This is a genomic window from Streptomyces longhuiensis (genome assembly GCF_020616555.1).
Taxonomy (GTDB): domain Bacteria; phylum Actinomycetota; class Actinomycetes; order Streptomycetales; family Streptomycetaceae; genus Streptomyces; species Streptomyces longhuiensis.
In genome coordinates this window covers 9,748,357-9,772,906 of the sequence record NZ_CP085173.1, presented here as the reverse complement: position 1 = coordinate 9,772,906, position 24,550 = coordinate 9,748,357, and the positions used below count along the sequence as shown (strand labels likewise).

22 protein-coding genes and 4 pseudogenes are annotated in these 24,550 nt (G+C 67.0%); 14 read left to right on the top strand and 12 right to left on the bottom strand.

Annotated elements, in window-relative coordinates; translation table 11 throughout:
- Window positions 1-91: 91 nt before the first annotated feature.
- Window positions 92-382: pseudogene (locus LGI35_RS44625) on the bottom strand (transposase); the annotation flags it as partial.
- A 190-nt stretch (window positions 383-572) separates the two neighbouring features.
- On the opposite strand from LGI35_RS44625, the gene LGI35_RS44620 reads away from it, so the two are divergent.
- The 4 genes from LGI35_RS44620 to LGI35_RS44605 all read left to right on the top strand — a co-directional run bounded on the left by LGI35_RS44620 (window position 573) and on the right by LGI35_RS44605 (window position 7,499).
- Window positions 573-5,270, top strand: a complete 4,698-nt coding sequence (locus LGI35_RS44620) for a DUF6531 domain-containing protein (protein WP_227300113.1) — start codon at window positions 573-575, stop codon at window positions 5,268-5,270.
- Window positions 5,271-5,290: 20 nt separating this feature from the next.
- Entirely contained in the window at window positions 5,291-5,827 is a 537-nt protein-coding gene (locus LGI35_RS44615; RefSeq protein WP_227300112.1) for an SMI1/KNR4 family protein, read from the top strand.
- Between the two features lie 51 nt (window positions 5,828-5,878).
- The gene (locus LGI35_RS44610) at window positions 5,879-6,517 is read left to right on the top strand and encodes an 8-oxoguanine DNA glycosylase OGG fold protein (RefSeq protein WP_341483490.1); all 639 of its coding nucleotides are present in this window, start codon (window positions 5,879-5,881) and stop codon (window positions 6,515-6,517) included.
- Window positions 6,518-6,884: 367 nt separating this feature from the next.
- Complete coding sequence (locus LGI35_RS44605; protein ID WP_227300110.1) at window positions 6,885-7,499, top strand: hypothetical protein; 615 nt, start codon at window positions 6,885-6,887, stop codon at window positions 7,497-7,499.
- 796 nt (window positions 7,500-8,295) lie between these two features.
- Here the strand turns inward: LGI35_RS44605 and LGI35_RS44600 are convergent.
- Complete coding sequence (locus tag LGI35_RS44600; RefSeq protein ID WP_227300109.1) at window positions 8,296-8,433, bottom strand: hypothetical protein; 138 nt, start codon at window positions 8,431-8,433, stop codon at window positions 8,296-8,298.
- 208 nt (window positions 8,434-8,641) lie between these two features.
- Between LGI35_RS44600 and LGI35_RS44595 the strand changes: the two are divergent.
- Window positions 8,642-8,824, top strand: a pseudogene (locus LGI35_RS44595) (ISL3 family transposase); the annotation flags it as partial.
- 841 nt (window positions 8,825-9,665) lie between these two features.
- Here LGI35_RS44595 and tpx read toward each other — a convergent pair.
- Entirely contained in the window at window positions 9,666-10,166 is a 501-nt protein-coding gene (gene tpx, locus LGI35_RS44590) for a thiol peroxidase (RefSeq protein ID WP_227300108.1), read from the bottom strand.
- Between the two features lie 288 nt (window positions 10,167-10,454).
- Here tpx and LGI35_RS44585 point away from each other — a divergent pair.
- Together LGI35_RS44585 and LGI35_RS44580 are read left to right on the top strand one after the other, a co-directional pair.
- Window positions 10,455-10,649 (top strand): annotated as a pseudogene (locus LGI35_RS44585) (ATP-binding protein); the annotation flags it as partial.
- A gap of 623 nt (window positions 10,650-11,272) precedes the next feature.
- Window positions 11,273-11,359, top strand: a pseudogene (locus tag LGI35_RS44580) (IS21-like element helper ATPase IstB); the annotation flags it as partial.
- A gap of 50 nt (window positions 11,360-11,409) precedes the next feature.
- On the opposite strand, the gene LGI35_RS44575 reads toward LGI35_RS44580, so the two are convergent.
- Window positions 11,410-11,832 carry a hypothetical protein gene (locus LGI35_RS44575; protein ID WP_227300107.1) on the bottom strand — a complete coding sequence of 141 codons (423 nt, stop codon included), beginning with the start codon at window positions 11,830-11,832 and terminating at the stop codon, window positions 11,410-11,412.
- Window positions 11,833-12,318: 486 nt separating this feature from the next.
- Between LGI35_RS44575 and LGI35_RS44570 the strand changes: the two genes are divergently transcribed.
- Window positions 12,319-12,525 (top strand): hypothetical protein, encoded by a 207-nt coding sequence (locus LGI35_RS44570; protein ID WP_227300106.1) that lies wholly within the window; start codon window positions 12,319-12,321, stop codon window positions 12,523-12,525.
- Window positions 12,526-12,527: 2 nt separating this feature from the next.
- Here LGI35_RS44570 and LGI35_RS44565 read toward each other — a convergent pair whose 3' ends face one another.
- Window positions 12,528-12,689: a hypothetical protein gene (locus LGI35_RS44565; RefSeq protein ID WP_227300105.1), complete on the bottom strand. Its 162-nt coding sequence runs from the start codon at window positions 12,687-12,689 to the stop codon at window positions 12,528-12,530.
- Window positions 12,690-12,768: 79 nt separating this feature from the next.
- Between LGI35_RS44565 and LGI35_RS44560 the strand changes: the two genes are divergently transcribed.
- The gene (locus LGI35_RS44560) at window positions 12,769-13,320 is read left to right on the top strand and encodes a hypothetical protein (protein WP_227300104.1); all 552 of its coding nucleotides are present in this window, start codon (window positions 12,769-12,771) and stop codon (window positions 13,318-13,320) included.
- 180 nt (window positions 13,321-13,500) lie between these two features.
- On the opposite strand, the gene LGI35_RS44555 is transcribed toward LGI35_RS44560, so the two are convergent.
- The 3 genes from LGI35_RS44555 to LGI35_RS44545 form a co-directional block, all read right to left on the bottom strand.
- Entirely contained in the window at window positions 13,501-14,676 is a 1,176-nt protein-coding gene (locus LGI35_RS44555) for a YihY/virulence factor BrkB family protein (protein ID WP_227300103.1), read from the bottom strand.
- Between the two features lie 425 nt (window positions 14,677-15,101).
- Window positions 15,102-15,275 (bottom strand): hypothetical protein, encoded by a 174-nt coding sequence (locus LGI35_RS44550; protein WP_227300102.1) that lies wholly within the window; start codon window positions 15,273-15,275, stop codon window positions 15,102-15,104.
- A 163-nt stretch (window positions 15,276-15,438) separates the two neighbouring features.
- On the bottom strand, window positions 15,439-17,835 hold the full coding sequence (locus LGI35_RS44545; RefSeq protein ID WP_227300101.1) for a ricin-type beta-trefoil lectin domain protein: 2,397 nt from the start codon (window positions 17,833-17,835) through the stop codon (window positions 15,439-15,441).
- A gap of 480 nt (window positions 17,836-18,315) precedes the next feature.
- Here LGI35_RS44545 and LGI35_RS46450 point away from each other — a divergent pair, with 480 nt between their 5' ends.
- The 5 genes from LGI35_RS46450 (at window position 18,316) to LGI35_RS44520 (ending at window position 21,340) form a co-directional block, all read left to right on the top strand.
- Window positions 18,316-18,600, top strand: a complete 285-nt coding sequence (locus LGI35_RS46450) for a hypothetical protein (protein ID WP_341483489.1) — start codon at window positions 18,316-18,318, stop codon at window positions 18,598-18,600.
- Between the two features lie 304 nt (window positions 18,601-18,904).
- On the top strand, window positions 18,905-19,483 hold the full coding sequence (locus LGI35_RS44535) for a carboxymuconolactone decarboxylase family protein (protein WP_227300100.1): 579 nt from the start codon (window positions 18,905-18,907) through the stop codon (window positions 19,481-19,483).
- Entirely contained in the window at window positions 19,480-20,352 is an 873-nt protein-coding gene (locus tag LGI35_RS44530) for an RNA polymerase sigma-70 factor (protein WP_227300099.1), read from the top strand. The genes LGI35_RS44535 and LGI35_RS44530 overlap by 4 nt, the downstream gene beginning before the upstream one ends.
- 243 nt (window positions 20,353-20,595) lie before the next feature.
- Window positions 20,596-20,838, top strand: coding sequence for a hypothetical protein (locus LGI35_RS44525; RefSeq protein WP_227300098.1), 243 nt, complete (start codon window positions 20,596-20,598; stop codon window positions 20,836-20,838).
- A 16-nt stretch (window positions 20,839-20,854) separates the two neighbouring features.
- Window positions 20,855-21,340 (top strand): hypothetical protein, encoded by a 486-nt coding sequence (locus tag LGI35_RS44520; protein WP_227300097.1) that lies wholly within the window; start codon window positions 20,855-20,857, stop codon window positions 21,338-21,340.
- A 191-nt stretch (window positions 21,341-21,531) separates the two neighbouring features.
- Here LGI35_RS44520 and LGI35_RS44515 read toward each other — a convergent pair whose 3' ends face one another.
- The 4 genes from LGI35_RS44515 to LGI35_RS44500 are packed head-to-tail and all read right to left on the bottom strand — an operon-like array spanning window position 21,532 to window position 24,321.
- Window positions 21,532-22,152 carry a HEAT repeat domain-containing protein gene (locus LGI35_RS44515; protein WP_227300096.1) on the bottom strand — a complete coding sequence of 207 codons (621 nt, stop codon included), beginning with the start codon at window positions 22,150-22,152 and terminating at the stop codon, window positions 21,532-21,534.
- A 44-nt stretch (window positions 22,153-22,196) separates the two neighbouring features.
- On the bottom strand, window positions 22,197-22,889 hold the full coding sequence (locus LGI35_RS44510) for a site-specific integrase (protein WP_227300095.1): 693 nt from the start codon (window positions 22,887-22,889) through the stop codon (window positions 22,197-22,199).
- Entirely contained in the window at window positions 22,876-23,373 is a 498-nt protein-coding gene (locus LGI35_RS44505) for a hypothetical protein (RefSeq protein ID WP_227300094.1), read from the bottom strand. Before LGI35_RS44505 ends, LGI35_RS44510 begins: the two co-directional genes overlap by 14 nt.
- A 3-nt stretch (window positions 23,374-23,376) precedes the next feature.
- The gene (locus LGI35_RS44500) at window positions 23,377-24,321 is read right to left on the bottom strand and encodes a hypothetical protein (protein WP_227300093.1); all 945 of its coding nucleotides are present in this window, start codon (window positions 24,319-24,321) and stop codon (window positions 23,377-23,379) included.
- Between the last annotated feature and the right edge of the window lie 229 nt (window positions 24,322-24,550).

The following is a 24,550-nucleotide window of genomic DNA, read 5'->3' as shown; positions in this document are numbered from 1 at the left end:
CTAACTGGCCCCGTCGCACCCGGAGGCTGCCCTTCGCGTGGAGGACGCAGTGCTGGCGTCACGCACGCCAAGGTCTTTGATGGGGCGGGAGCTATCTCGTGAGGGCGAGGGAGTGGAGGTGGGCGATGCCGAGCATCGCGGTGTGAACGTCGTCGCCCTTCAGACGGCAGTCGCGAAGGATCTTCCGGGTCTTCTTCCGCGCGAAGACGTGCTCGACGCGGGCCCGGACCGTGCGGTGGGAGGTGTTGTGTTCCTCCTTCCATGCAGGCAGTTCGGTCTGTCCGCGTTCGCGGCGGTGCGGGATGAGCAGGCCGGTGCCCCGGTAGCCGCTGTCCGCGATGACCGAGGCCCGGCCTACGGCGGCCTTCGCACCGGACAATTCCTACGCCTTGCACGTCATGCGCTGGTCCCCCGCTGCCCTGACCGCGAAGCTTCGGCGGCATGGTGCGTGTCCAGAACGGCTGGCTTGCCGCTTTCACTTGCGTCAGTGCCGTCCACTAGGGTTCTTGATCGCATGCGCAGCAACTGTGCGCCTGCGATCAAGGGCGTGGGGCACGGGGAGAGGTACGGGGATGGGTTACACGATTCCGGGCTGGCTGGACGAGATCCTGGACTTCATCGGGATCAATTTCCCGAACGTCGACGAGGACGACTACCGCGAAATGGCAGACGCCATGCGGGAGTTCGCGGAGAAGTTCGAGGGACACGGCGGCGACGCGCACAAGGCGTTCTCCCGGATCCTGTCCTCCTCCGAGGGCTGGGCCGTCGACTCCATGGAGAAGCACTGGAACCAGATCAAGGCCAGTCACCTGGAGAAGCTCCCTGAGCTGGCCCGGCTGTTCGCGGACGCCTGTGACGTCCTCGCCGAGATCATCGAGTGGATGAAGCACAAGGCCGAGGCCGAACTCGCCATCATGGCAGGCTCGGTGGGCCTGTCCATCGGGCTCGCCTGGGTGACGGGCGGTCTGTCGGCGATTCTCGGTGCGGCCGAGATCCAGGCGATGCGTCAGGTGGTCAAGCGGATCGTCGACGAAGCGGTCGACCGGATCGTCGACGAGGTGATCTCGAAGCTCACCGAGCCGGTCAATGCGAAGCTGGAGGCGATGGTCGAGGACATGGTCCTGGACCTGGCGGACGGCGCGTTCCACATGCCGCCGGCCAACGGTGGCGCCGGTGGCGGGCACGGCGGCAAGGGCGGAATGCATCTTGACTCGGCCGGCGATGCCAATACTGGCCCGGACAAGGTCACCCGTATCAATCACGTCGAGTTCGAGGACGGCGCGGGCAAGGTGTCCCGGCACGGCAGCGACATGCACACGGCTGCCTCCGACCCGCTGGGCCGGGTCAAGGGCGCGTTCGGCCGCAGCAAGGGCCGCGACCCCTTCACGAAGGCCTTCGACAGCGTGCTGCACGGCGCGATCAAGGGCTCGGAGAAGGCCCTGAAGAAGATCAGCACGCACATCACCGAGACCGTTCCGGAGCGGGTCAAGGGCGCGTCCCGGACCCACAAGGGCAAGGACCACGACGTCCGCGACAAGGTCAATGCCATCGAGGGCGGGAAGAAGGCCCGCGGTGAGGGCGGCGACGGTCAGTCGGGCGGGTATGGCGGCCACGGCAAGAACGTGCGCGACAGACTGAAGTTGGCCTCCGCCCAACTGGCCCAGCAAGCACGGTCGTTGAAGAACAAGTTCACCTGCGGCGACCCGATCGACATGGCCACCGGACAGATGATCCTCGCCCAGACCGACATTGACCTGCCCGGTGTGCTGCCCTTGGCTCTGCGCCGCACGCATCTGTCCGGCTACGCCGCGGGACGCTCCTTTGGTCCGTCATGGGCCTCCACACTCGACGAACGTCTTGAAGAGGATGAGTCGTTGGGCGGATTGTGGTGGTATCGGGAGGATGGCTCCGCGCTTGCTTATCCGCGCCTGCCCGACCTGCCTGGTGACTGGGTGGATCCGGCCCAGGGAGAGCCTCTGCCGCTCGCCTACGTGACGCGCGACAGCAGCTACGTTTTGACCGTGCAGGACCCGCACTCCGGGCTGATCCGGCACTTCGAACGCGCCACGGCGCAGGGCGGTGTGTGGTGGCTGGCTTGTGTTGAGGACCGTAACGGCAACGCGGTCACTGTGGAGCGCGACGAGCACGACGTCCCCCTGACTGTCACCCACAGCGGCGGCTACCGTGTGCAGGTCGACTCCGACCAGTCTCGCGTCACCGCCCTGTCGATGCTCACCGATAACGGGCCGGTTCGCGTACGGGCCTTTTGCTACGACCACGCGGGGGATCTCACTGAGGTCCGCAACGCTGTCGACGCGCCCCTGCACCTGGGCTACGACGCGGACCATCGAATAACCCACTGGCACGACAGCAATGACACCGCGTACACGTATGCGTACGACGAGCAGCACCGAGTCGTCGCCACCCGGGGTACAGACGGAATCCTGGACGCTCGCCTCATCTACGGGGGCCCTGACGCGGACGGCGCCACCATCGCCACGTATACCGACTCCCTCGGTAATGTCACGGTCTACCGCGCCAACCGGCTCGGCCAGATCGTCGCGATCACCGACCCGCTCGGCCACATCACCACCCAGACCTGGGACCGCCACGACCGTCTACTGACCCGCACCGACCCGCTCGATCGCACCACCCGCTGGGAGTATGACGACGCAGGCGACCTGGTGCAGGTCACCACACCCGACGGGGCGACGACCCGGATCGGCTACAACGAGCTGCACCTGCCGGTGGAACTGATCGGCCCCGACGGCGCCCGGATCCGCCAGGAGTTCGACACGCGCGGCAACCGAACCGCTCAGGTCTTCCCGGACGGCGCCGCGCTGCGTTTCACTCACCACCCCAACGGAGCTGTGGCGCAGGCCACCGACGCGGCCGGAGGCCGTGTGAGCGCCCTGGCGAATTTGGCCGGGCTGCCCACCGAGGTCACCGACGCGAGCGGCGCGACGAGCCGCTCCCGCTACGACGCGTTCGGCCGTCTCGTCGAACTCGTGGACCCGCTCGGGGAGTTCACCACGACGTGGTGGGACGCGGAAGGCCGGATGCTGCGCCGTTGCGCAGCCGACGGAGCCACCCAGTCGTGGGCCTGGGACGGCGAGGGCAACTGCACCAGCCACACCGATCCGGTCGGCGGCATCACACGCTACAGCTATGGTCCCTTTGACCTGCCGGCCTCGCGCGTTGCGCCCGACGGGGCAACGCACACCTTCCGCTACGACACCGAGCAGCGCCTCACCCACGTCACCAACTCGCTTGGCCTGAAATGGAGTTACCTCTACGACGCGGCCGGACAGCTGATCTGCGAGACCGACTTCGACGGCCTCACGTCCCGCTACGCCTATGACGCGGCGGGCCAGCCCGTCTCCCGCACGAACGCCGCGGGCACGACCGTCGCGTACACCTTCGACGCGGCCGGCCGGCTCAGCAGCAAAAACGCAGACGGCGAACACACGCAGTACCACTACGACGTGGCGTCCCGGATGACCCGCGCTGTCACCCGGGACCACGTCTTGGACTTCACGTACGACAGCGCGGGACGCCTCGCCGCGCAGGCCGTGGACGGCGCCAGGCTGCGGTTCACACACGACCGTGCCGGGCGCCGCCGCAGCCGGACCACCCCGTCCGGAACCGTCACCACTTGGACGCAGGGCGCGGACGAGGGCACCGCGCGCATGAGTGTGTCCGGGCGCGCCATCGACTTCACCTACGACGCTGCAGGGCGGGAAGTCACTCGCCGCATCGGCGAGTTCGCCACGTTGACCAGCAGCTACAATCCTGCGGGGCGGCTCGTGGTCCAGGCCGTGTCCGCGGGCCTCGAGCAGCAGCTCGTGCACCGCAGGACGTATTCCCACCGGGCCGACGGTCAGCTCACCGGCATCGACGACCTCCACTCGGGTCCCCGGCGCTTCGATCTCGACGCGGCCGGGCGGGTCACCGCGGTCCGCGCCGCGAACTGGAGCGAGACGTACGCCTATGACGTCATGGGGAACCAGACGGCGGCGTCCTGGCCCACCAGGCATGCGGGCCCCGACGCCATCGGCGAGCGTGCCTACACCGGCACCCGGATCACCCGCGCCGGGAGCGTGCGCTACGAGCACGACGCGCTCGGCCGCATCGTGGTGCGGCAGAAAACCCGGCTGTCCCGCAAGCCGGACACCTGGCGCTACGAGTGGAACGCCGACGACCAGCTCAGCGCCGTCACCACTCCGGAAGGCACCCGCTGGCAGTACACCTACGACGGACTGGGCCGGCGCACCACGAAGCTGCGCATGGCCGCCGACGGGAGGACCGTCACCGAGCGCACCACGTTCACCTGGGACGGTGCCACGCTGTGCGAGCAGACGGTGCACAGCAGCGGCTCGCCCGAGCTGATCACGCTCACGTGGGATCACGACGGCCGCGTCCCGATCGCCCAGACCGAAACCAAGTCACTCGCCGCTGCGCCCCAGGACGCCATCGACCAGCGGTTCTTCGCGATCGTCACCGACCAGATCGGCACCCCGACCGAGCTCGTGGACGAAGCGGGCATCATCGCCTGGCGCAACCGCGCCACGCTCTGGGGCGCCACCACCTGGAACAAGGGCGCCACCGCGTACACCCCGCTGCGGTTTCCCGGCCAGTACTACGACCCCGAGACGGGGCTGCACCACAACTACTTCCGCCATTACGACCCGGAATCCGCCCGCTACCTCACCCAGGACCCGCTAGGGCTGCTGCCTGCCCCCAACCCCGTCGCCTACGTCGAAAACCCGCATTCCCTCAGCGACCCGCTGGGCCTCAAACCGTGCGACGAAACCGACGTCACCTGGGGCGACCGGGTCCAGTACGGCGACCTCGGCCCCCACAACCGGGCCACCTCAATGCACGCCACCATCACCCGCGACATGCTGGGCGGGAAGACCGGCCCCAAAGTCGACCCGGCCGGCTGGGAGTCCGGTAAGGGCTACAACCGGGCGCATCTGCTCGCCGCAATGATCGGCGGATCCAACAAAGACCCGCGCAACTTCGTCACCATGCACAGCTACGCCAACTCGCCCGTGATGCGCCAAGTCGAACTCCAGGTCCGCAACGCGGTCCGCGACAACGACGAGATCATCCAGTACAGCGTGAAGCCCATCTACGCCGACGGTAATGCGAAGATTCCCCTCGGCGTGACCATCGAGGCCCACGGCAACAAGGGCTTCACCATGCACCCGCACGGCAGCGACAGCGGCGGGACCAACAGCGTCACCATCTGGAACCGCAAACACTGACGAAAGGAACTGACCGCGAGATGAGTCCCGAACTGAACCGGCTCACCGAGGTCCTGCCCCGGCCCTCCGCACCCACCCAGACGCCCGACTGGGACGCCGCCGAAGCCGCCCTGGGCACGGCGCTGCCCGCAGACTACAAAGAGCTCATCACCACCTACGCAGGCGGCTTCGTCGACGGCTACCTGCTGCTCCTGGAGCCGGGCTGCGCCAACGACGTGTACGACCAGCTCAAGATCTCCGCAGAGCGCGAGGAAGCCAATGACGCGCTGTGGCAGTACGAGGACAAGCCCGCCGAGATGGACGCCGATGGCAACCGCCTGGTCTGCTGGGCCACCACGGACAACGGCGAATACCTGTACTGGCTCGTCCAGCCCGGTGACACGCCCGACACTCGCCCGATCCTGATCAACGACGAGTCCGGGGAGGATTGGGAACGCTATGACATGACCGTGACCCAGTTCCTCACCGCCGTCCTGAGCGGCGAGGCCCGATCGCAGATTCTCTGGGACGAGTTCCCGCTGGAGCAACATCAATTCCGCCCTGCCCGGGAGATGTAAGATCACGAGCGCCAGGCCGTAATAGAGCCGACCGTCGACGACCAGGCCGCCATGCTTCCATGGGGGGCTCCGGTCAGCCAACGCTCACACCGGCCAGAACTACGCCACGTACCGCTCCACGCCCTTCGGTGTCTCGCCCTGTCGCCCCAAGAAGGATCACGGCTTCGCTCACAACCGAACTCGGCAACATCGGCGGCACTGGCTTCGACATCCCACGCCGGTGACGCCGAGATCAGCCGGGCGCAGGTGATATCGATCGTTGCGGACGCGCTGCGACGTGAGGCCCTCACAGAGGCTCTGGTCGCCACCTATGTGTGGGGGAAGGGCAAACGCGGCTCCCCCGGCGGCAGTGGCCCCGCCTCCCTGCAAAAGATCCTGACCGCCGAGGACCTGGATGCGGCACTGGCCCGTGCGGTCGCCACATTGAGCGAGCACGATGCAAAAGCTGCATACGCAGGGCTTCAAGGCCGCGTTTTCGAGCTTGGTCCGTCGTTCTACACCAAGTTCCTGTACTTCGCCGGCAAGACGGTTCCGTCATCAACCGGCCCCCAGCCGCTCGTCCTCGACCGGGTTCTGGCCCGGCGTCTATGGTCCCTGGCCCAGACAGTCGGCCGAGAGACCGGTCACGACCCCAACGGCTCGATCGCCAACTGGGTCTGGCGGGATGGGAACTGGTCACCGCACCGCTAACGCCGTCTACCTCTCCTTCATGCAGGCAGCCGCCGGCCTAGCAGCGGCAACGGGTCCCTGGCCATCCGACGCCTCGCCCGACCTGCTCGAATACGCCCTGTACAGCTCCTCATCGACATATACCGGCGGCCTGCCTGCGACCGAGGGAAAGCCCCTGAGACCGCTCTCCGCCTCAGGGCTCTCCCAGAAGCCCAGCAGTTCTCGTCAGCCACACTCGCGCCGATGACCGCGCATCAGCTCACTGCCTGCACAAGCCGATGATGCGCATGGCGTGGTCGAAGTCCAGCGCCATTCCTCATCCCATGGTCAGGCACAATGACCGTGCCCCCTCTGGAAACGCGCCCCGCTCGGCCACCACAATCACGCCATGGACGCAGGACTTGCAGGACTCCTCGGTGGCGTCATCGGCGCTGCGGTCGGCGCAGTCGGCGCCACGGCATCTGCCTGGATCGCCGGAAGGAAGGCAGAGCAGCAGGCCGAGATCCAGTCCGAGACGCAGCTGAGGCAAGCCCGCCTGCAGTTGGATGCTGAATGGACTCGGGCTCTTCGCGAATCGCGCAAGAGCGCCTACCTGGCCTTCGCTGAAAGCTGTCACCGGGTACACGGAACACTGAGCGAGGCAAGCCTCAAACTCGGAGGCATCGCAGCGAGCGACCCTCCCGAGGAACGCGAAGAGCGCCGCCAAGCCGCCCGCCGCCTCTGGAACGAAGCACGAACCATGAACCGCCAGCTCGATCGCCTTCAGCACATCGTTTTCATGGAAGGCCCCAGCGAGATGGGCACCGCCGCGCAAGCGGCAACAGGCTCCTTGGTGCCCCACTTCGCCGCAGTCATCGACTGGCTGCATGCGGTCGACAACGAAACAGAAACGCCACAGCACAGGGCAGACCTAGACAGAGCACACATCGAGGCATACGGAAAACTACTGGAGTTCCTCTATGCCGCCGCAGATACCACCCTGCCGGACATCCGGGACCGGTGAAGTGCAGTATCGGCAGTAAGCACCTCGAAGAATCACGCGTCCACCCCACGGACCGACGCGGCCAACGCGATGCGCGCCGGCCGCCGTGGAGAGCGGCCACCACGTCCTCGCCAACCAGTTGCAGATCCGGGCTCAGATACCGAAACCCCACTCCCCCGGGAGGCCGCCCCGCCTACAGCACCTCTTCCAAAGATGCCGCTGTCACAGGTCGCGAGTCCTGCCTCCGGACCTCAACCTGACGCGTCGCCCAGGCCTCGTCAGCGGCCTCGAAATGCAGCCCCTCGTCCTCGTCATAGGTGCAAAACCACGTCGTCATGCCGCCATCCTGACCCACGACCTTGACCAAACACATAGGAGCACCCCACGGACGGTGCCGGGAGCACCGACCTGGACCTCCTCATGCACCTGTGCGGCCAGACACCGCAGCAACTGACCGACCTACACAACCGGCTGACGAAAGCGCACCCGCTCGCCTCCTGGCACTGCGCACCCCAGGAAGCCGAAGTCGTGTGGCAGCAGCCGTGTTCCGAGTGAATCACCGAGCACTGACAGCCCCTGCACTCGGTAAATCGCAGGTCTCCATGCATGGTCGAGGGTTCACTCAAGCTGCGCAGGAGAGTTCACTCGATGATCAGCCACCTAGACTCGAGCAGGCCATAGAAGTTGCACCGTCCACTGCGCCGAGGCATGTCACGCCCCAGACACATGGCTGGTGGGCGCCCCAGCTTCCGCTCGACGCCCTGCCGAAGGGCCCTGCCATGCCGGACACTCCGGCCCCGCCTCCTCCCAGCTCACCTCAGACCTCGAGAACGTCGTAACGGAGATCGCCACGCTCGAACAGCAGGGGAAGACCCTGTGCCAGGAACGGGAGTTGCTCGCCGGGATACGGCAAACGGCACCAGCGAAACCAGCGGATCGTGATCGCCCGGGCCATCTCGGGACGGCAGATCCGATGACCGGCGGTTAGCGCACAGTGCTGATCGGAACGCACTGATCCAAGTCGCCCCCAAGTACAGCGGACCGGAAAGTGAAGCCGGCTTCGGCGGCCCGGTTCCCCGACATGCCGTTGGCTCGGATGCGACTCAACCGACGACATCGACGGGTAAGGGCTGCTGCATTCCCTCAGGGGCGCACTACGTGGGCCTGGCCTGACCGGCTTCGCACTCCACCTGCTCCGAGACCTCGACGCCGTAACAGCGGGGCTCACTCTCGACTGGAGTTCCGGCAGCATCGAGGGCGCCGTCAACCGCATCAAGAGGATCAAGCGGCAGCTCTACGGCCGCGCCGGATTCGGACTACTCCGCAAGATGATCCTTCTCCAATAACTCTTCGCGACGAGCCCCAAGAGCTGCGCGAGACCCGGATAGCAGCAACCCCTGCTGCGGCTTGCCGACATATAGCCAGTGCATGCAGGTGCCCAGCCGTGGCAGGATGGCCTCATGTTGATCCGAAAGGGCGATGCCGCGTAGGCGTCCCAAGGCCGTCCGCGCAGAGCGGTGGCGGCCACGATGGCAGGATCCGGTTCTGAGGGTCCCCGGCGTCTCCGCGCGGACTCGTGCAGCGATCCGCCGGATCGAGGACCAGCAGACGTGGCCCAACGCGGTCGCCAAGGCGCTCTCGTGTATCGAGTGGGCCTTTAAGCAGCCCGGACGCTACCTGGACGCCTCCCCGTTTGATTCGCCCGGGGTCGGAGATGCCCGTGATGACCTGGAGTGGGCGATGCTGCACCTTCCGCCCGGAGCCAAACGGGACTTGGGCCGATTGATCACGCGTATCGATGAGGAATTCGAGCGCCGCACCTTGCCGGAGCCCAACTACAACGAGTGGGCGACGACGTGCTGGTGGTGGACCAGAATGCGTGAACGCTGACGATCCCCCAGGTCGCCTCCCCTCCCTGCAATAGATCGAACCCCTCCCCCTCCGTGACCGCCCCCAAGATCTGTGCCAGAGCCGAGAACGGGAGTCAGTTGTCGATGAGTTCGGGAGGCACCCAGATACCGGGCAGGTCGGTGTTCACAAGTTCGGGAGGCACCGGCCGCCGACCCGATGGGTGGGCCGCCCAGCGGCAGGGGCGGCATTCTGTGCCGGCCCCGGCCCCGAGCGCGAGGGATCGCCGCTGGGGGCCGAGTGGGTGGTGCGCCGACGCTCCAGTGAGTACGGGGTGGGTTACTTAAGGAGCGCCGCGGCGGCGTCGTAGTCGGGCTCCTCGGCGATGTCGCCCACCAGCTCGGAGTGGATGACCTTGTTCTTGTCGTCCAGGACTACGACCGCGCGGGCCGCCAGACCGGCCAGCGGGCCGTCGGTGATCTCCACGCCGTACGCCTTCAGGAATTCCCTGCCGCGCAGCGTGGACAGGGTGACGACGTCAGACAGACCCTCCGCCCCGCAGAAGCGGCCCTGCGCGAACGGCAGGTCGGCCGAGATGCACAGCACCGCGGTGTTGTCGAGCCCCGAGGCCACCTCGTTGAACTTGCGCACGGACGCGGCGCAGACGCCCGTGTCGACGCTGGGGAAGATGTTCAGGACCTTGCGGCCGGTGAAGGACGACAGCGAGACGTCCGACAGGTCCTTGGCCACCAGAGAGAACTCGGGCGCGACGTCCCCTTGCTTGGGGAAGGTACCGGCGAGGCTCACCGGGTTGCCCTGGAACTTGACGGTCGTGCTCATGAAAACGCTCCTGAGAAAAAGAGGCCGGGCAGACGGTTCAGCGCGCACCCGGGGGCATGATCGTCCGATCGCGCTCGGAGCAAGCTAACCAGACCCGCGACGGCGAATCCTCGAAGGCCGCCTCCGCAGGCGCGCGTGGTGGCGGCACAGTCGGCCAAAACAGTCGATGACCAGCCGATCGAGGAGTTGGCGGGCCGGACTCAGGCTGAAAGCCTGCAACTGACCGGTGAGGGAGGTCTGCTGCAGCAACTCACGAAACGGCTTCTGGAGCCGGCTCTCAAGCGCGAGGTGACCGAGCTGGTCGAGGCGGCCGACGAGAACCAGTTGAACAAGACGATCGCCCGCTACGGCCGTGTCGACCTTCTCTGCATCGACGAGCTCGGCTACATGGAGCTCGACCGCCACGGCGCCGAATTGCTCTTCCAGGTGTTGACCGAGCGCGAGGAGAAGAACAGCGTCGCCATCGCCTCAAACGAGTCGTTCGCTAAAGCGCACATGGTCGGCGAACACGTGCCAGGCAGCGCCAACACATCACGGGTTCATCTTGCGGAAGTCCTGATACTCGTCACAGACGATGCCCTGGTTGACCCAGCGTTGGGGGTCTGCGGCGAGGTCACGCTCGGCCAGGTGCAAGGCGTCCTCGGGGGTGGACAGTACCGCGATCTCCCGTCCCCACGTCTCCTCCTCGGGGTCCAGGGGCGGGAACTCGGTGATGTCGAGGAAGTTGTCAGTGCCAACGTCTTCGACGTCACTCACATAGATCGTCACGCAGGAAGGGCCGGGGCTGAGTGCGATCCAGCGAAGCCCTTGTTGACCGTCGCGTTCGACCCTGCCGAGGAACTGCTCGATCTGCCGTCCGCGCTGGAGGGCAGAAAGAGCGAATGGGGGGATGAGGTACCGCATGCAGGTTCCTCTACTGGTGCTGGTCGGGCAGGCGTCCTGGGTCAATGTGATCAGCAAGGTAGATGAGGGTGGCTTGCGGGTCCATGCCGAATGCGGCGGCGACGAGCTTGGGGTCCATGGTGTTCACCAGGTCGACGAGACGGGTGCTGCTGATCATCCGGGGCGGGAATCCGCAGTCGTCAAGGACGTGGGAAATATAGGCCCGCCTCTGCGCGGCCATCGTCGACCGCCTGACCTTCAACGGCACCATCATCGAGACCGGCACCGACGCCTACCGCCTGGCCACCACCCGGGCGCGGGCCGAAGCCCCCTGCCAAGGCCGGCTGACTTCCCGCAGGACTCAGAGCGCGATCGGTCGGTACTTCAGAGCCTCGTCGACAATCTGCTCCGCAGACACGCCCCGAACGTTGTCTGAGAGGTGGAAGACCAGGTCACTCACCCGGGGGTGCGGCACGTTCGCTTCCAGGAGCCACAGGTAGTAGTCGCTCTCCGAGTCGGCCAGCAAGAGTCTGCGAACGATCTCACCCAGCTTGTCCCGGGTGCTGTCCGCAACCACGGGGCGAGCCGGCCGGGCCGCCTCCCGCGCGAACTCCTCCAGGCTCCTGCTTCCTTCGTACTCAGCGAAGTCGAGGGCCTCGTAGTCATGACCGGTCATCGCGTTGAAGGCCGTGATTGCCTCATCCGCTGCCTGCCGGCGGGCTTCCAGCAGGTCAGCGATCCGCTCTACCTCGGCGCACAGCTCGTCCAGCCGCTGCCGATTCACGGGCGGGGGCAACAACTCCGGTCACAGGTCCACAGCCGCATTATGTCCGTCCGCGCCGACACTCTCTCGAGCCAAGCCCTCTGGGCGCTGCCAGTCCTCATCAACATGCCTGGGCGCCTCAATCAAGAACCGCTGCCAGGCCCCGTCGACATTCACTCTCCGTTCTCACCTACGAAGCCAGTCGGAATGTTCACGAGTCTCCGACAGCCCCCGCGTGCCGTAGAGCGCCTGGACGCAGCACGGTCAGCGAAGGACCTGAACTGCGTAGAGCGAAACTCGTGGCCAGAGCCACAGGTCCCGTTGGCGGCAGGGGCGTTGTTCTTGAACGGCGACAGCAGTGACCGGCCGGGGCCTCTCGCATGCCCGCAGAGCCACGGCGGTCGGCCCCCGTCAGTGTCTGTGCTGGGAACTGCCGGGACTACATCGGGTCGATGCCTGTCGGACCACCGCGCGCACGGCCGGCTCATCAAGGGGTTGCAGGCCGTTGTGGGTGAGCGTGGCGAGGCGGCGGGTGATCAGCGGAGCGATGTCGCCGCGGCGGGCGCAGACGGCGATCAGGGCGCGCTGGGACAGGCCGAAGTCGAGCGCGACCGCGGCGGCGTGGCCGGTGTCTCGCGCGCGAGACAGATCGGTGCTCGCCGTGACCGCGTCGTGGACCGCGGCAGGGCGCGGGCGACGTCGGGCAGCCTGTAGGCCTACGCGCGGGAGATGCCGAATTCCGCCCCGCAGTAGGAGGCCCAGTTGCTGTGGCCGAGAGGGAGCCACACCCGCGCGGCGTGCGCGTCGCAGTCCCTGGCGGCCAGCGTTGCCACGCAGCGCAGGCCGTCGTCCATCGCCTCCCGCTGCCCGGCCGTCACCTGCCGGGCAGCGCCTAAGGCATGCCCACAGCTAGGCTGATCGGGGGCAGTCCGCAGTGAGCAAAAACCGGGGGAAACCGTGAACCGACCTCTGCTGTTCCTCGACGTGGACGGGCCGCTCAACCCCTATGCAGCCCAGCCGGAGAGGCGTCCCGACGGCTACACCACACTCCGAGTCCCCCGGAACAACGCCCATCAGGACGACAGGGGCCTATCATCCAGACGACGCCCCCTGCGAGTCTGGCTCAACCCGGAGCACGGACGAATCTTGCTCCGACTCGGCTTCGAGCTGTGCTGGGCCACCACATGGATGGACGACGCCAACCGGTGGATCGCACCGGTCCTCGGCCTTCCGGAACTTCCCTTCGTGGACTTCGGCGACGTCCTGCTCCAAGAACGCCCTGATGGAGTCCACTGGAAGACCGGACCGCTAGTGGGCTACGCAGGCGGCCGTCCTTTCGCCTGGGTGGACGACGAGCAAAGCGAGCTGGATCAGACCTACGTGACCGCCCACCACCAAGGGCCCGGGCTCCTCCACCACGTCAACCCGCGGATCGGCCTCCGGGAGAACGACTTCCACACGCTCGCCGACTTCGCCCGGTCCCCGGACACCTCACGAACCACCGGCTGAATACCTCGCCAGCTCTGCAGGCCGCTCCGCACTCGGAGCCAAGATCTTTGCGGACAGCCCTTAGGACAGGGATCGGCGAGGGTGTTCAAGGGCAGCGGCGCTTCAGGCTGGCTCACAGGCTCAGAGTGACGGCCGGGCGAAGTCTCTGCCGGGAGAGGGCGCGCTGACGTGCGGTCGTCATCAGAGCTTGCGGGTGTCGCGCGGCTCGGCGTACGGCTCGTCACCCGGTGGGAGGCCGCCTTCGATGGCACGTCCGCGTTCGAGTTCGGCGTTGAACTCCAGCCCGAGCAAGATCGCGATGTTCGTGAGCCACAGCCAGATCAGCGCGACGATGGGGGTGGCGAACGTGCCGTAGGTCTTGTTGTAGCTGCTGAGGTTGGCGACGTAGAGAGCGAACAGCGCGCAGGCGATGAGCCAGATGACTACCGCCAGGGCTGCGCCGGGCAGCACTCGCCGGACTCGGCGTTTGACGTTGGGTGCGGCCCAGTACAGCAGCATGACGATCAGCACGACCAGGATGAGCATGACGGGCCATTTGGCGATGTTCCACACGGTCACCGCCGTGTCGCCGAGCCCCAGGACCGACCCCATCTTCTTGGCCAGGCTGCCGGTGAAGACGACGCCGACCGCGGTCAGGGCCAGGAGGACCACCACCGCCGCGGTGATGGCGAAGCGGACCGGCAGGGTCTTCCATACCGGCCGGCCCTCACCGATGTCATAGACGATATTGGAAGCGCGCATGAAGGCGGCGACGTAGCCGGAGGCCGACCACAGCGCCAGGACGACACCGAAGATCAGCGCGATCAGGGCTTTGCCCTGGCCGCCCTTGAGCTGCTCCAGCATGGTGGTGAGGATGTTGCGCACGGACCCGGGTGCAATGCTGGAGAGATTCTTGATCAGCGAGTCGATGGTCGAAGGGCTCAGCAGGCCCAGAATGGATACAAGAGCCAGCAGGGCAGGGAAGATCGCCAAGACTCCGTAGTAGGTCAGGGCAGCTGCCCAGTCCGTGAGATTGTCCTCTTTGAACTCGCGCATCGTGCGCTTCACGGCGCCTGTGGACGAACTACCTTCTACGGCACCTTTCCGGGATGCACGGCCGGCATCGCCGCCGTGGCCCTCCTCGTCGCCGTGCGCAGGGCTATCTGCGCCACCACCGTTACCGCCCTTGTGTGCCTGGGGGCCATCCGAGGAGGGCGTTGCCACATTGACTCCTTCGTCGAGCACCGACACCCACCACAGCCGGCGCGCCCTGCATCGCCTGCACTCCAGCGGCAGATGCCGGCCGTCGAGGCGGTCGACAGACCGCACCCCCATCACACCCGCGGAGCTGGATATCTGCGACTGGACGGCACCCACATGGGCCAGCCGACCAGCGCCGGAGCCCGACACCAAGGCTTGCCCAGGGCCACGCAGGCCCGCGCCGACCAGCCCGCGGCCGTCGCTCCGGCCTATCCGCCAGCAGATACGGAGCCGGCTAGCGCCGACCCGCTCCCGGAGTCCGGCACCCGACCGCCGACGCCGAGGCCTCCCGACGGGGCGCTGTTAGCCGGCCTCGAGGACGTGGACGACTGGGCGGACGCGGTCGGCGTTACTGAAGACCCGCACCTTCTTCTCGGAGGCGGCGCTGTGGGCGCTGGCGACGAAGACCATCGGCCGCCGTGGTTCGTATTGTGTGCCGGTTACATGGACTTGAGCCAGCGGTAGCAGTACTTGGGGTAGCGGTCGATGTCGACGGCGCCGGACTTCTGGTAGACGTCGTTGGTTCCGTAGTCCTCGAAGACTCACAGGAAGTAGCCGCCGATGCGATGGTTGAAGTTCAGCAGCCGGCGCCCGCCCTGGCCGGCGCCGTCGGACACAAACGGCACCCCTGCGCCCGGTTCGGCGGCGGCCCTCCCCGCGGGTACGAGCGCGGCGCCCACACCGGCCAGGCTGGCGGCGAGCACGCCCCCCGGCATCTCACACCATTGATGTTGTCGATCACTGGTCTGCTCCTTCGACGCGTGGTCCGGCGAAAGTGAGGTGAGGTGAGGTGTGGTGCGACGACTGCCGGACCGTACGTACGTACCGCCGTCGCACCACACCGATCCGGTCAGGCGCAGACGTACATCCCAAGCCCCGCTACGGCAGGGTCCAGCGCTGGTTCGCCGCCGTGCCGTCGCAGTCCTGGATCACCAGCTGCTGCGTCGCGTCGGATCCGGGCACCGCGAGGCACCGCCCGGAAGCCTGTCCTTGGAGCGTGCCGTCGGCCTGAGGCACCCACTGCTGGTTGCCGCCGCCGTTGCACGCCCACAGTTCGGCCGGGGAGCCGTTGTCGGTGCCCGCTCCGGTGACGTCCAGGCACCTGCCGGTCGAACTGCCCAGCCGCAGCTGGCCGTTGCCCCACCACCACTGCTGTCCGGCGCTGCCGTCGCAGGTGCCTGCCAGGGCCCGGGTGCCGTCGGCGTCGGATCCGTTCTCCGCCGCCAGGCAGGTGCCGGTCAGGCCCGAGGTGACAGGGCCGAGGTGCTGGCGCGACGGTGCGCCCGGGGTGAGGGCGAAGTTGTCGAACTGCTGAGTCTGATAGCCCGTCACCCCGAGCCCGGCCCGGCCGCTGCTGAACGAGTAGTCGGTGACGCTGCCGAGCTCCTTGCCGTCGACCGAGGCGGTCAGTTTGGTGTCCTGCAGGGTGAAGGCGACGGTGTGCCACTTGTTCAGGCCGAGTGTGCTCGTGCGCCCTCCGGCGAGCCGGGTGAACTTCCACGTGGTGTCGCTCTTGTCGATCGACCAGGTGCCGTCGTTGCTCACGCGGAGGTGGTAGGCATTCAGGCCGTTGTTGTTACGGCCCTGCTGGCCGACCCGGCCGAGGAGCTCCACTGTGCCCTTCTCGCTGAACAGGGCGTCCGCGGTGACGGTGTAGTTGGTCCAGGACCCCTCGCCCATGAAGGTGTACGGGGCGTTGTAGGGCTCGTCGGTCCATCGGATCGGGCTGGTCGGCGCCATCTGGCGCAGACAGGTGCCGGAGCGGTGGCCGGCGCACGCCGTGGTCTCGAAGGCCCCGTTCATGTCGGTGAAGTAGCGAGGGCTCTTCGAGGCGGCTCGCTTGTCGAAGGTGTCGGAGTAGGGCAGTTTCAGCGCGGCCTCGGCCGGGGACGTCGCGGTGCCCTTGCTCTGGCCTCTGGTCGTCGTGAGGGTGTAGAGGTGCCCGGGCTTCAGGGTCAGCGAGTACGAACCGTCCACGGGCGTGATGTCCGCGCCCCGGACGAAGTCGTCATCTGTGGCGGACGACTTCACGTCGGTGGACCAGACGTGGACCCTTGCAGTCGCAAGCCCGCCCCGCACAGTGAGGTTGACGGTCTGCTCAGCGGTGGCGTCCATCGTCTCGATGACGGTGGAGTAGTCGTCACCGTCACGCGACTTCAGCGACACGTAACTGCCGTTGGAGCGGTCTGCGCCGAGATAGCCGCTCGCCGAGTCGATGTAGCGCCAGCCGGGCCGGGTGAACTGCGCGGTGTGCGCGGTCACCCAGGTCGTCGCTCCGATGTGGTAGGCGCCGGACCAGGGCTGGTTGGCGATCGACATGCCGTCCGTGGAGAAGGAGAGGTTCGGGTAGAGCGAGGCGATCACCGGCCAGTTGACGAACGCCGTCATCCTGCCGTCGATGTAGTCGCGGTTGATCCCGCGGGCCACGGCCTCGGCTCCGCCGTCGGTGTCGAGCGACCCGTTCTCACTGGCCCACAGCGGCTTGTCCAGGGACTGGGCCACGTCGCTGGAAGGGCATGAGGTGAAGGCGCTCTGATAGCCGCAGGGGTAGTGCGATCCGATGACGTCGACGGCGTCCTTGAGCTCTCTATCCTTGGCCATCGCGTCGGCGATGTCCCAGCCGAAGCTCTCGTCCGCGACGACCTTGGTGCGGTAACCCTTCGCCACGAGCGTCGACTTGAGCTTCTTGAACCAGTCGGCGTCCGAGCCCCGCTCGTTCCAGCCGCCCACGTAGTCGATGGTCAGGCCGTGCTTCTTCGCGCAGCCGAACCAGGACATCAGATAGTCGATCGTGTCCTGCGACCAAAAGTCGCCGTTGCCGATCCACCCCGGTGCTCCCCAGGACAGGGCCTGGAACTTGATGTGGGGGTTGCGCGCCTTTGCCTGTTCGGCGAGCCACCACTCGTAGCCCGCGTCGCAGTCCACCTTGTCGCGGGTGTGCATGTGGCTGGGCTCGGCGCCGTCGGTGGAGTTGGTGTCGCCGCCCACTTCCAGCTTGAGGAACTGCAGGGACGCGCCGTAGCCGGGCTTGAAGAGGTAGTCGAGGATCCGGCTGCGCTGCGGCTCGGGATAGTCGATCAGCAACCGCGAGTTCCCGCCGCCTCCGCTGATCGCGCCGATGCCGTCGAAGGTGCGGCCGGGCTGTGTGCCGTCGACAGTGATGGCCGTGCTGGTGGCCGCATGGGCGCGCGGTGCGCCCCAGCCCGTCACGGCACCGAGGAGCAGTGCCACAAGCGCGGCGAACAGCGCCGATCTCCACTTACTTGTCCAGGTCATGTCGACTCCGAGGTGGATGGGGAGTGCGTGATCGATTTATCAGACACCGACTGAACTGTTCGGTTGTGTTGGATTGCCGGAGGCGCAGACCACGCGATCCGCACCCGCGTCGGGCCGCGAATCATCGGGGCTCGACCCTGCCGATTTCTATCCCTGCGACTCAGGTGACGCCATGGAGGAATGTCGAACGGCCTTGGACTTTCATCCACCACTCGCGCCAACTAGCCTTAAAGCATGGCCATTTGGGGAAAGCGCTTACCCAAAAGGAAAGCGACCAGGCCGGACGGCCGGACTACGAAACGGGGCCGATCTATCCGATCTTCCGTGCCGCCCACCCGCCGAGAAAGGTGCACCAAAACCCTTGACGGTCGACCAGTCGAACGACTCTCATGAGCGCCGCCGTTCGACCGTGTTGTGTTCTGAGTGACTATGTGAACCGCGACGACGCAACCATCCTTCCCGCCGCCTTCAGGAGCCGTCATGAAACTCCCTCCCGCCGCCACCTCCGTCCACGGCCCCGGGCGCCGCACCGTCCTGCGCGGACTGGGCGGGACGGCGGCCCTGGGCGCCGGCATCCCGCTGCTCGGCGCATTCAGCGGCAGCGCCTCGGGGTCGTCCGACCCGAACACGGTCACCCTCGGCTCCGGCCCTTCCTGGAGGTCCCCCGCTGGCAGACGGGCGGCCACCCCGCTTCGGCGTCCGGTCCGCCAGCAACGGCTCGATGCGTGCGACGGGCCGTCAGCCACCAGCACACCAGACCAATGATCAGATGATCCAAAGGGGGAAAAGGCCTGGTGCAGAGAACAGGAGGAGCCTGTGCAGCGGCCCGCCGATGAGCATGGCGTATGTCCGGTGCGGGAGCGGGCCCGGGTTGCGGTCGTCATGGTCGTGGCAGTAGACCCGAATGCGCCGGCGAGGAGGAATGACCTTACGGTCACTGTCGTGTGAGAGCGGCCGAGACTCGGCCTGTGCGTGCTGACGGTCCCTGCACAGTGGCGAGGGCTGTTGTCACATTCGCGGGCCCGGCGGTGTCTTCATGCCGAACAGGCAAACATCGAAGGAGAACACCATGGCGCTACGCGTTCCGAAGGCCGAGCTCCCCGCCGAGCTCCGCGAGAACCTGATGAAGCAGCTCGGCTCCGTGCCCGAGCCCAACGAGGTGCTGTGGAACAACCCCAAGCTCGCCGAGGCCAACCAGGAGTTCGCGGCCCAAGTGGGCACCTGGGATGCGGCTGACGCGAGCCTGAAGACGTTCGCGCACATGGCTGTCGCGGCACAGGTCGGCTGCAGCTGGTGCCTCGACATCAACTACTTCGCGGCACAGAACCAGAACCTGGACCTGGCCAAGGCGAGCCAGGTACCGCGCTGGCGGGAGTCGGAGGTGTTCACGCCGTTGGAGCGGGAGGTGTTGGAGTACGCCGAGGCCATGACGAACACACCGACGACCGTCACCGATGAGTTGTCGGCAGCCCTGCTCGGCCGCCTCGGCCCGGCGGCGCTGGTCGAGCTCACCGTGTTCATCGGCTTCGCCAACCTGGCAGCCAGGTGCAACACGGCCCACGGGATCACCTCACAGGGCTACTCCGATACCTGCGAGATCCCGCTGGCTGCGCGTCCTGAGACGTCCGACGTAGCGTCGGCCACATGACCAAGGACCCGTTCATCGCCCATCGCAGCCTGCTGTTCACGGTCGCCTACGAGATGCTCGGCTCCGCGGCCGACGCGGAGGACGTACTGCAGGAGTCCTGGCTGCGATGGGCCGGGATCGACCAGTCGCGAGTGACCGACGCGCGGGCGTACCTCGTCAGGACCGTCACACGGCAGGCACTCAACCGGCTGCGGACGCTGGCACGCAGCCGCGAGGACTATGTCGGCGAGTGGCTGCCGGAACCATTGCTGACCAGCCCTGACGTCGCCGAGGACGTAGAGCTCGCGGAGAGCGTCTCGATCGCGATGCTGACCGTCCTTGAAACACTCGGGCCGACGGAGCGAGCCGTGTTCGTGCTCCGCGAGGTCTTCGAGCTGCCATACGGCGAGATTGCCGAGGCCATCGGGAAGTCCGCGGCCGCGGTGCGGCAGATCGCGCGGCGATCACGCGAGCATGTGGCGGCCCGGCGGCCGCGAGTGCAAGTGAGCAGGTCGGAGCAGCAGGCCGTGGTGGACCGGTTCCTGCTCGCGTTGCGCACCGGGCAGCTGCAGGAGCTGGTGGACGTCATGGCGCCGGACGTCGTCTTGATCGCCGATGGTGGCGGGCTTGCGGCCGCCGCTCTGACTCCGATCCACGGGGTCGAGCTCGTGGCGAAGGTCCTCGCGCGCACGAACCGGGCGGAAGCGGTCGCGTTCGCGACGACGGCCGTGTGGCTCAACGGCGCACCTGCAGGCCGGATCGAGATCGACGGCGAGCTGGCCACGGCGGTAAGCCTCGTGGTGGAGAACGGGCAGGTCACCCGGATCTACTTGGTGAGAAACCCGCGGAAGCTGACGAGACTAGACGAACCGGCTGAACTCGCCAGGTAAATCGGCGGCTGCTCTGGCGTCGCGAGTGGTCCGGGCGAAACCACCCGGACCACTCACCACCGCGCCGGGTCACAGCCCAACGGCGGCCAGAGCCCAGAAATCCAGAACGGACACAGACCCCAAGAAGGCCCGAGTATCACCTGAGACGCGTGAGACGCCCCGAGCCAAGTCAGAGCGGACACACCAGTCCGGACGGACCGAACCATCTGAAGCGCTGGGGTCGATCCCGAGCAGATGCCCCGCTTGGAGGAGATCCACGCGAACCTGCTCGACCGGCTCCGGGAGGGGGAGGCCAAGGAACAGGGCCGGCTCGGCGAGGTCGCCGCGATCGAGGCCGGCCTCGCCGCCGCCGGGCAGAAGCTTGCGGCCATGTGCGACCTCGCTACCCGGCGCACCACCGTCCACCCGAGCATGCCCGATTTCCGCAGTTTCGGCGCGCGCATCGACTGCGAGCAGCGAAACGAGGATGCGATGGGGCAGTCCTGAGCACTACAACAAGGGGATGACCGTCTTCCTGTGTTCCAAGTGCGGCACCGCGATCACGCCTGAGCTGGCCGAGCTTGCCGCCATCCCTGACGTCTTCGACGACGAGCGTGACCGGGACAAGGAGACACGCCGGGCACCTTCCACCGTTCCGCGGGGCCGCTACGTAATCGATCCCGAGCCCTGGGGACCTCCCTACGTCATGCAGCACGATCAGGAGAACCCGAAGCCCGCTCAGTCCCGTGGACCTCTGGTCTGCCGGGAAGAAGGCTTCGTCATCTCGGCGGGCAGCCAGCAGACAGTGCTGGTGCACCCCGACGATGCCGCCGGCCTTCAGCCACTGCCCAACTGGGAGAACAGCAACGGGTGCTGCGGACCGACAGGCGACGAAGGACTCAACCGGGCCTGCCCCTGCGGCACTCCCGTCGCGACCCTCGCAGCCGACTGCTTCGGGCCCTGCGAACTGCACCTCGACCCCGTCCGGACCTACGCGCTCTCCCAGTAGGGCCGCGGGACGATGCGGGCCTGCCCGAAGCCGTTGGACAGCCCATCGCCGCAGATGACAGGCTTCGCCTCATTGAGCTACTCGACGTCCTGGCGGAACTCGCCTGGTCGGGACACCTTGGGCCGGTTGAGAACGGCGCGGCCTGAGACCAGGTCACCGCGGCGCTCGGCGAGCCCGGAGTGCGGGATCGCTTACAAGGGTCGGTGGGTGCCGTAGTTCCCGGCAAGGGAGTTCGTGGCGGCTTCGGCGACATCGGATCGGGGGCTGGAGATGCATGAGGTGAGGAAGTCGTGCGCTCGCTGCCCCGTCCAGCCGGCCGCGGCAACAGCGGGCCAGAAGTAGATCCCATCCTGTGGGGACCTAGCTTCGATGAAGTCGAGGACGTCGGTCACTGTTTCCTGATCCAGGGCAAGCCGGAGCATGGCCACGGCCTGCAACGCTCCGTCCACAAGAGTCTCGTTGCCGGTACTCATGCACCAGCGAATCGCCTCAGTGTGGGAGTGCTCCATGTAGCTCAGCCGGACAATGGCGTCGCCCCCGGCCGTGTGAACCGCATGGAGAGTGTCGCGCTGAAGGACGAGATCTCGCAGGTAGGGAAGGTCGGACGGGGAGCCGCACGTACCGAGCGCCATCGTCATCTGGTACTGGGTTTCCCAGGTCCGCGAATCCCTCACCTCATTCTTCAGGGCTTCGAGCAGGGCAGCACCGGCATCTGAGTCGCCCAGTTTCCGAAGTCGCTTCGCGGCCGAGCGGCGCTTGGCGGAACTCCGGTCTTGAAGCTGGCGGATCGCTTCAACGGCGTCGAGAGCCACGGCCTCTCCTACTGGATACGAACGTCACTGGACTCTATTCGGCTTCACTGACAGTTCCGCCGGGAGGGCGCACGGGGCGAGGCCAGAAGCAGCTGACGGGCCGAGTCGGCGTAACGCATCGCGGTCTTCTGATCGAGTCCGAACACCTCGGCAAGGCGGAAGGGATCGGGCCCGTGGGTCAGGGCCTCTTCGCGCTGCCGGTCAACCCGGAGCCGCTCCCGTGTCGCGTCCTGCCCGCGCATCGCGGCACTGATCCAGTGGTTGCTGGCGCGGCTGGTCTTGGCAGCGGTCTGGTTGTTGATCAGTAGGCGAAGGTGCGCGGTGTTCGGCCACCGGCGGCGCCGGTGCTCCAGCCAGTCCAGCAGCAGTTTCCGGGTGAGATCGTCAAGTGGTCGAACACGCCCGGCGATGGTCAGCCGACGGTTGCCGAGGTCGACGTCGTCGAGCATGCGGCTGGCGATCTGGGCGACCCGGGCGGCGTGGACCGCCACGAAGGCGAGGATGAGCCTCGTCGCCGGGGTGGCGGCCGTCGCGACTAAGCGATCGACCTGCTCGGGGACGAGCGGTTGCAGCACGGCGTACTCGTATTGCCCGACCTTGATCCGGCTGGTGGGGTTGCGGAAGATCAGCCCGTTCCGCTTGGCGCAGGTGAACAGCGAGCGCAGGGCTACGAGTTGGTCGTGGCGCTGGTGGCCATGCAGTGTCCTGATGTAGGTGAGGACATCATTGCGGGTCACTTCCCGCAGGTGGTCGTAGAGGTTCGACCATTCCAGTAGGGCCGGGCGGACTCGGTTGAGGTAGAGCCAGACCGTGCCTTCCCGTCTCGGGAGGCTGCGGGGGCCGCCGTCCGCGAAGGACGCGGATCCAGCACTCGGCCTCCCAGCGGATGCCGGGTGCGAGCCCCTCCCGCCTCTCTGCGAGCCAGCGTTCGAAGGAGGGTTCGCTGTCGTCCTCGAAGATCCCCATCTCGTCCATGACCGTGACGGTGCAGCCGACCGGCAGCTCCAGGGCCCGCAGCAGGGCGAAGATCTCCGTGTGCCGGATGACGTCGCCCTCGACGTAGCCGGTGAGGACGAGGGCCAAGGCGCGGTTGACGGCGAAGCGGATGTTGCGTCCCCAGCCGCGGGTCTCGGCGAGCCGGTGGGCGAGGTGCTCTGCCCAGGCCAGCCACGGGCTGGCCAGGTCGGCGTCGGCCAGGCCAAGGCCGGCTGAGCGCTGCATGGTTCAGCTTGACGATTCTCCACCCCAAGGATCGTCAAGCACCGTTTCGTGGATGGTTGTCGTGAGCATTTCGTCGATGCAGCTGCGCAGCCCGGAGCCATGGTGGTCGACCCAGGTCAGCCATGGCACCGGCTGGAGCAGGTCGTCGTATGGACGGGTGCCGGGGTCGGTGAGCAGGGCGCGGAGCTCGTCGGGGGCGGGGTCGGTGGCCAGACCCAGCCAGGCCAGGCCGGCGCCGATGCGGACCTCGGGCGGTCGTCCGGGATCCGACCACAGATCCTGGGCCCATTGGGGAGCGTGTCCGTATTGGTGTTCGCGGGCGAGTTGGGCGATCGCCAGGATCAGGCTCACCCGGGCTGCCGCATCGTCTTCCTTCGCCAGCCTGGATCGCAGAGCACTGGAGACGTGTGAAAGCTCGCCGGTCGCCGCCGCCAGGACGTAGGCGGTCACGGAGCGGACCTCGGGGTCGGGGTCGGGGTCGGACAGAAGCGGGAGCACAAGGTGCAGGTCGTCCGTGACGGCTTGGCGGGCGGCCTGGATCGTCCAGTCCACCGGGCACATCGTGCTGCCCTCGATCATCAACGGCTCCTCGGCGACCTGGAGCAGGCCTTCCCGTGATCCGTCCCCCATGTGCTGACACCGGCCGATCTCGGCGATCAAGCGAAGAGTCTGGGCACGGAGCCCAGGGCGCCCGGCCACCGCGATCCGGAGCAGAAACGGCACCGCCAGTGCCCCCACCGCGATCGTGCCGCCCTGATGATGAAGATCCGTCCAAAGCTGCTGCAAGGCCCCGTCTGCAGCTTCGGCGTCCCCGGACGCGAGCGTGGCGAGCAGACCGGGGATGTCCTCGCCCGGACCGTAGAAGTGCCGGAACCGCTGCCAAGGGACCTCGTCATACCTGAACCCGTCCTTGACCTCACGCGAGATCGCGCCCACGGCCGTCCGCACGTCGCAGGTGCTCCCGGTCCATCGTTGCGGCCAGCCGGCCCAAAAGTCATCATCCACGGCTTGGCCTTCCAGTCCACCGACAGCGCCCGAACCCCGGGAGTCTAACGACCGGTGATCAAGGGACGGCCCTTGTGCCGCACTCCCGTGGCACCACACCACAGCGACGCCATTTCTCGCGAGCATCCGCAGCCCTCAACATCGCCAACCGCCGCCCAACCCGCTGATCAAA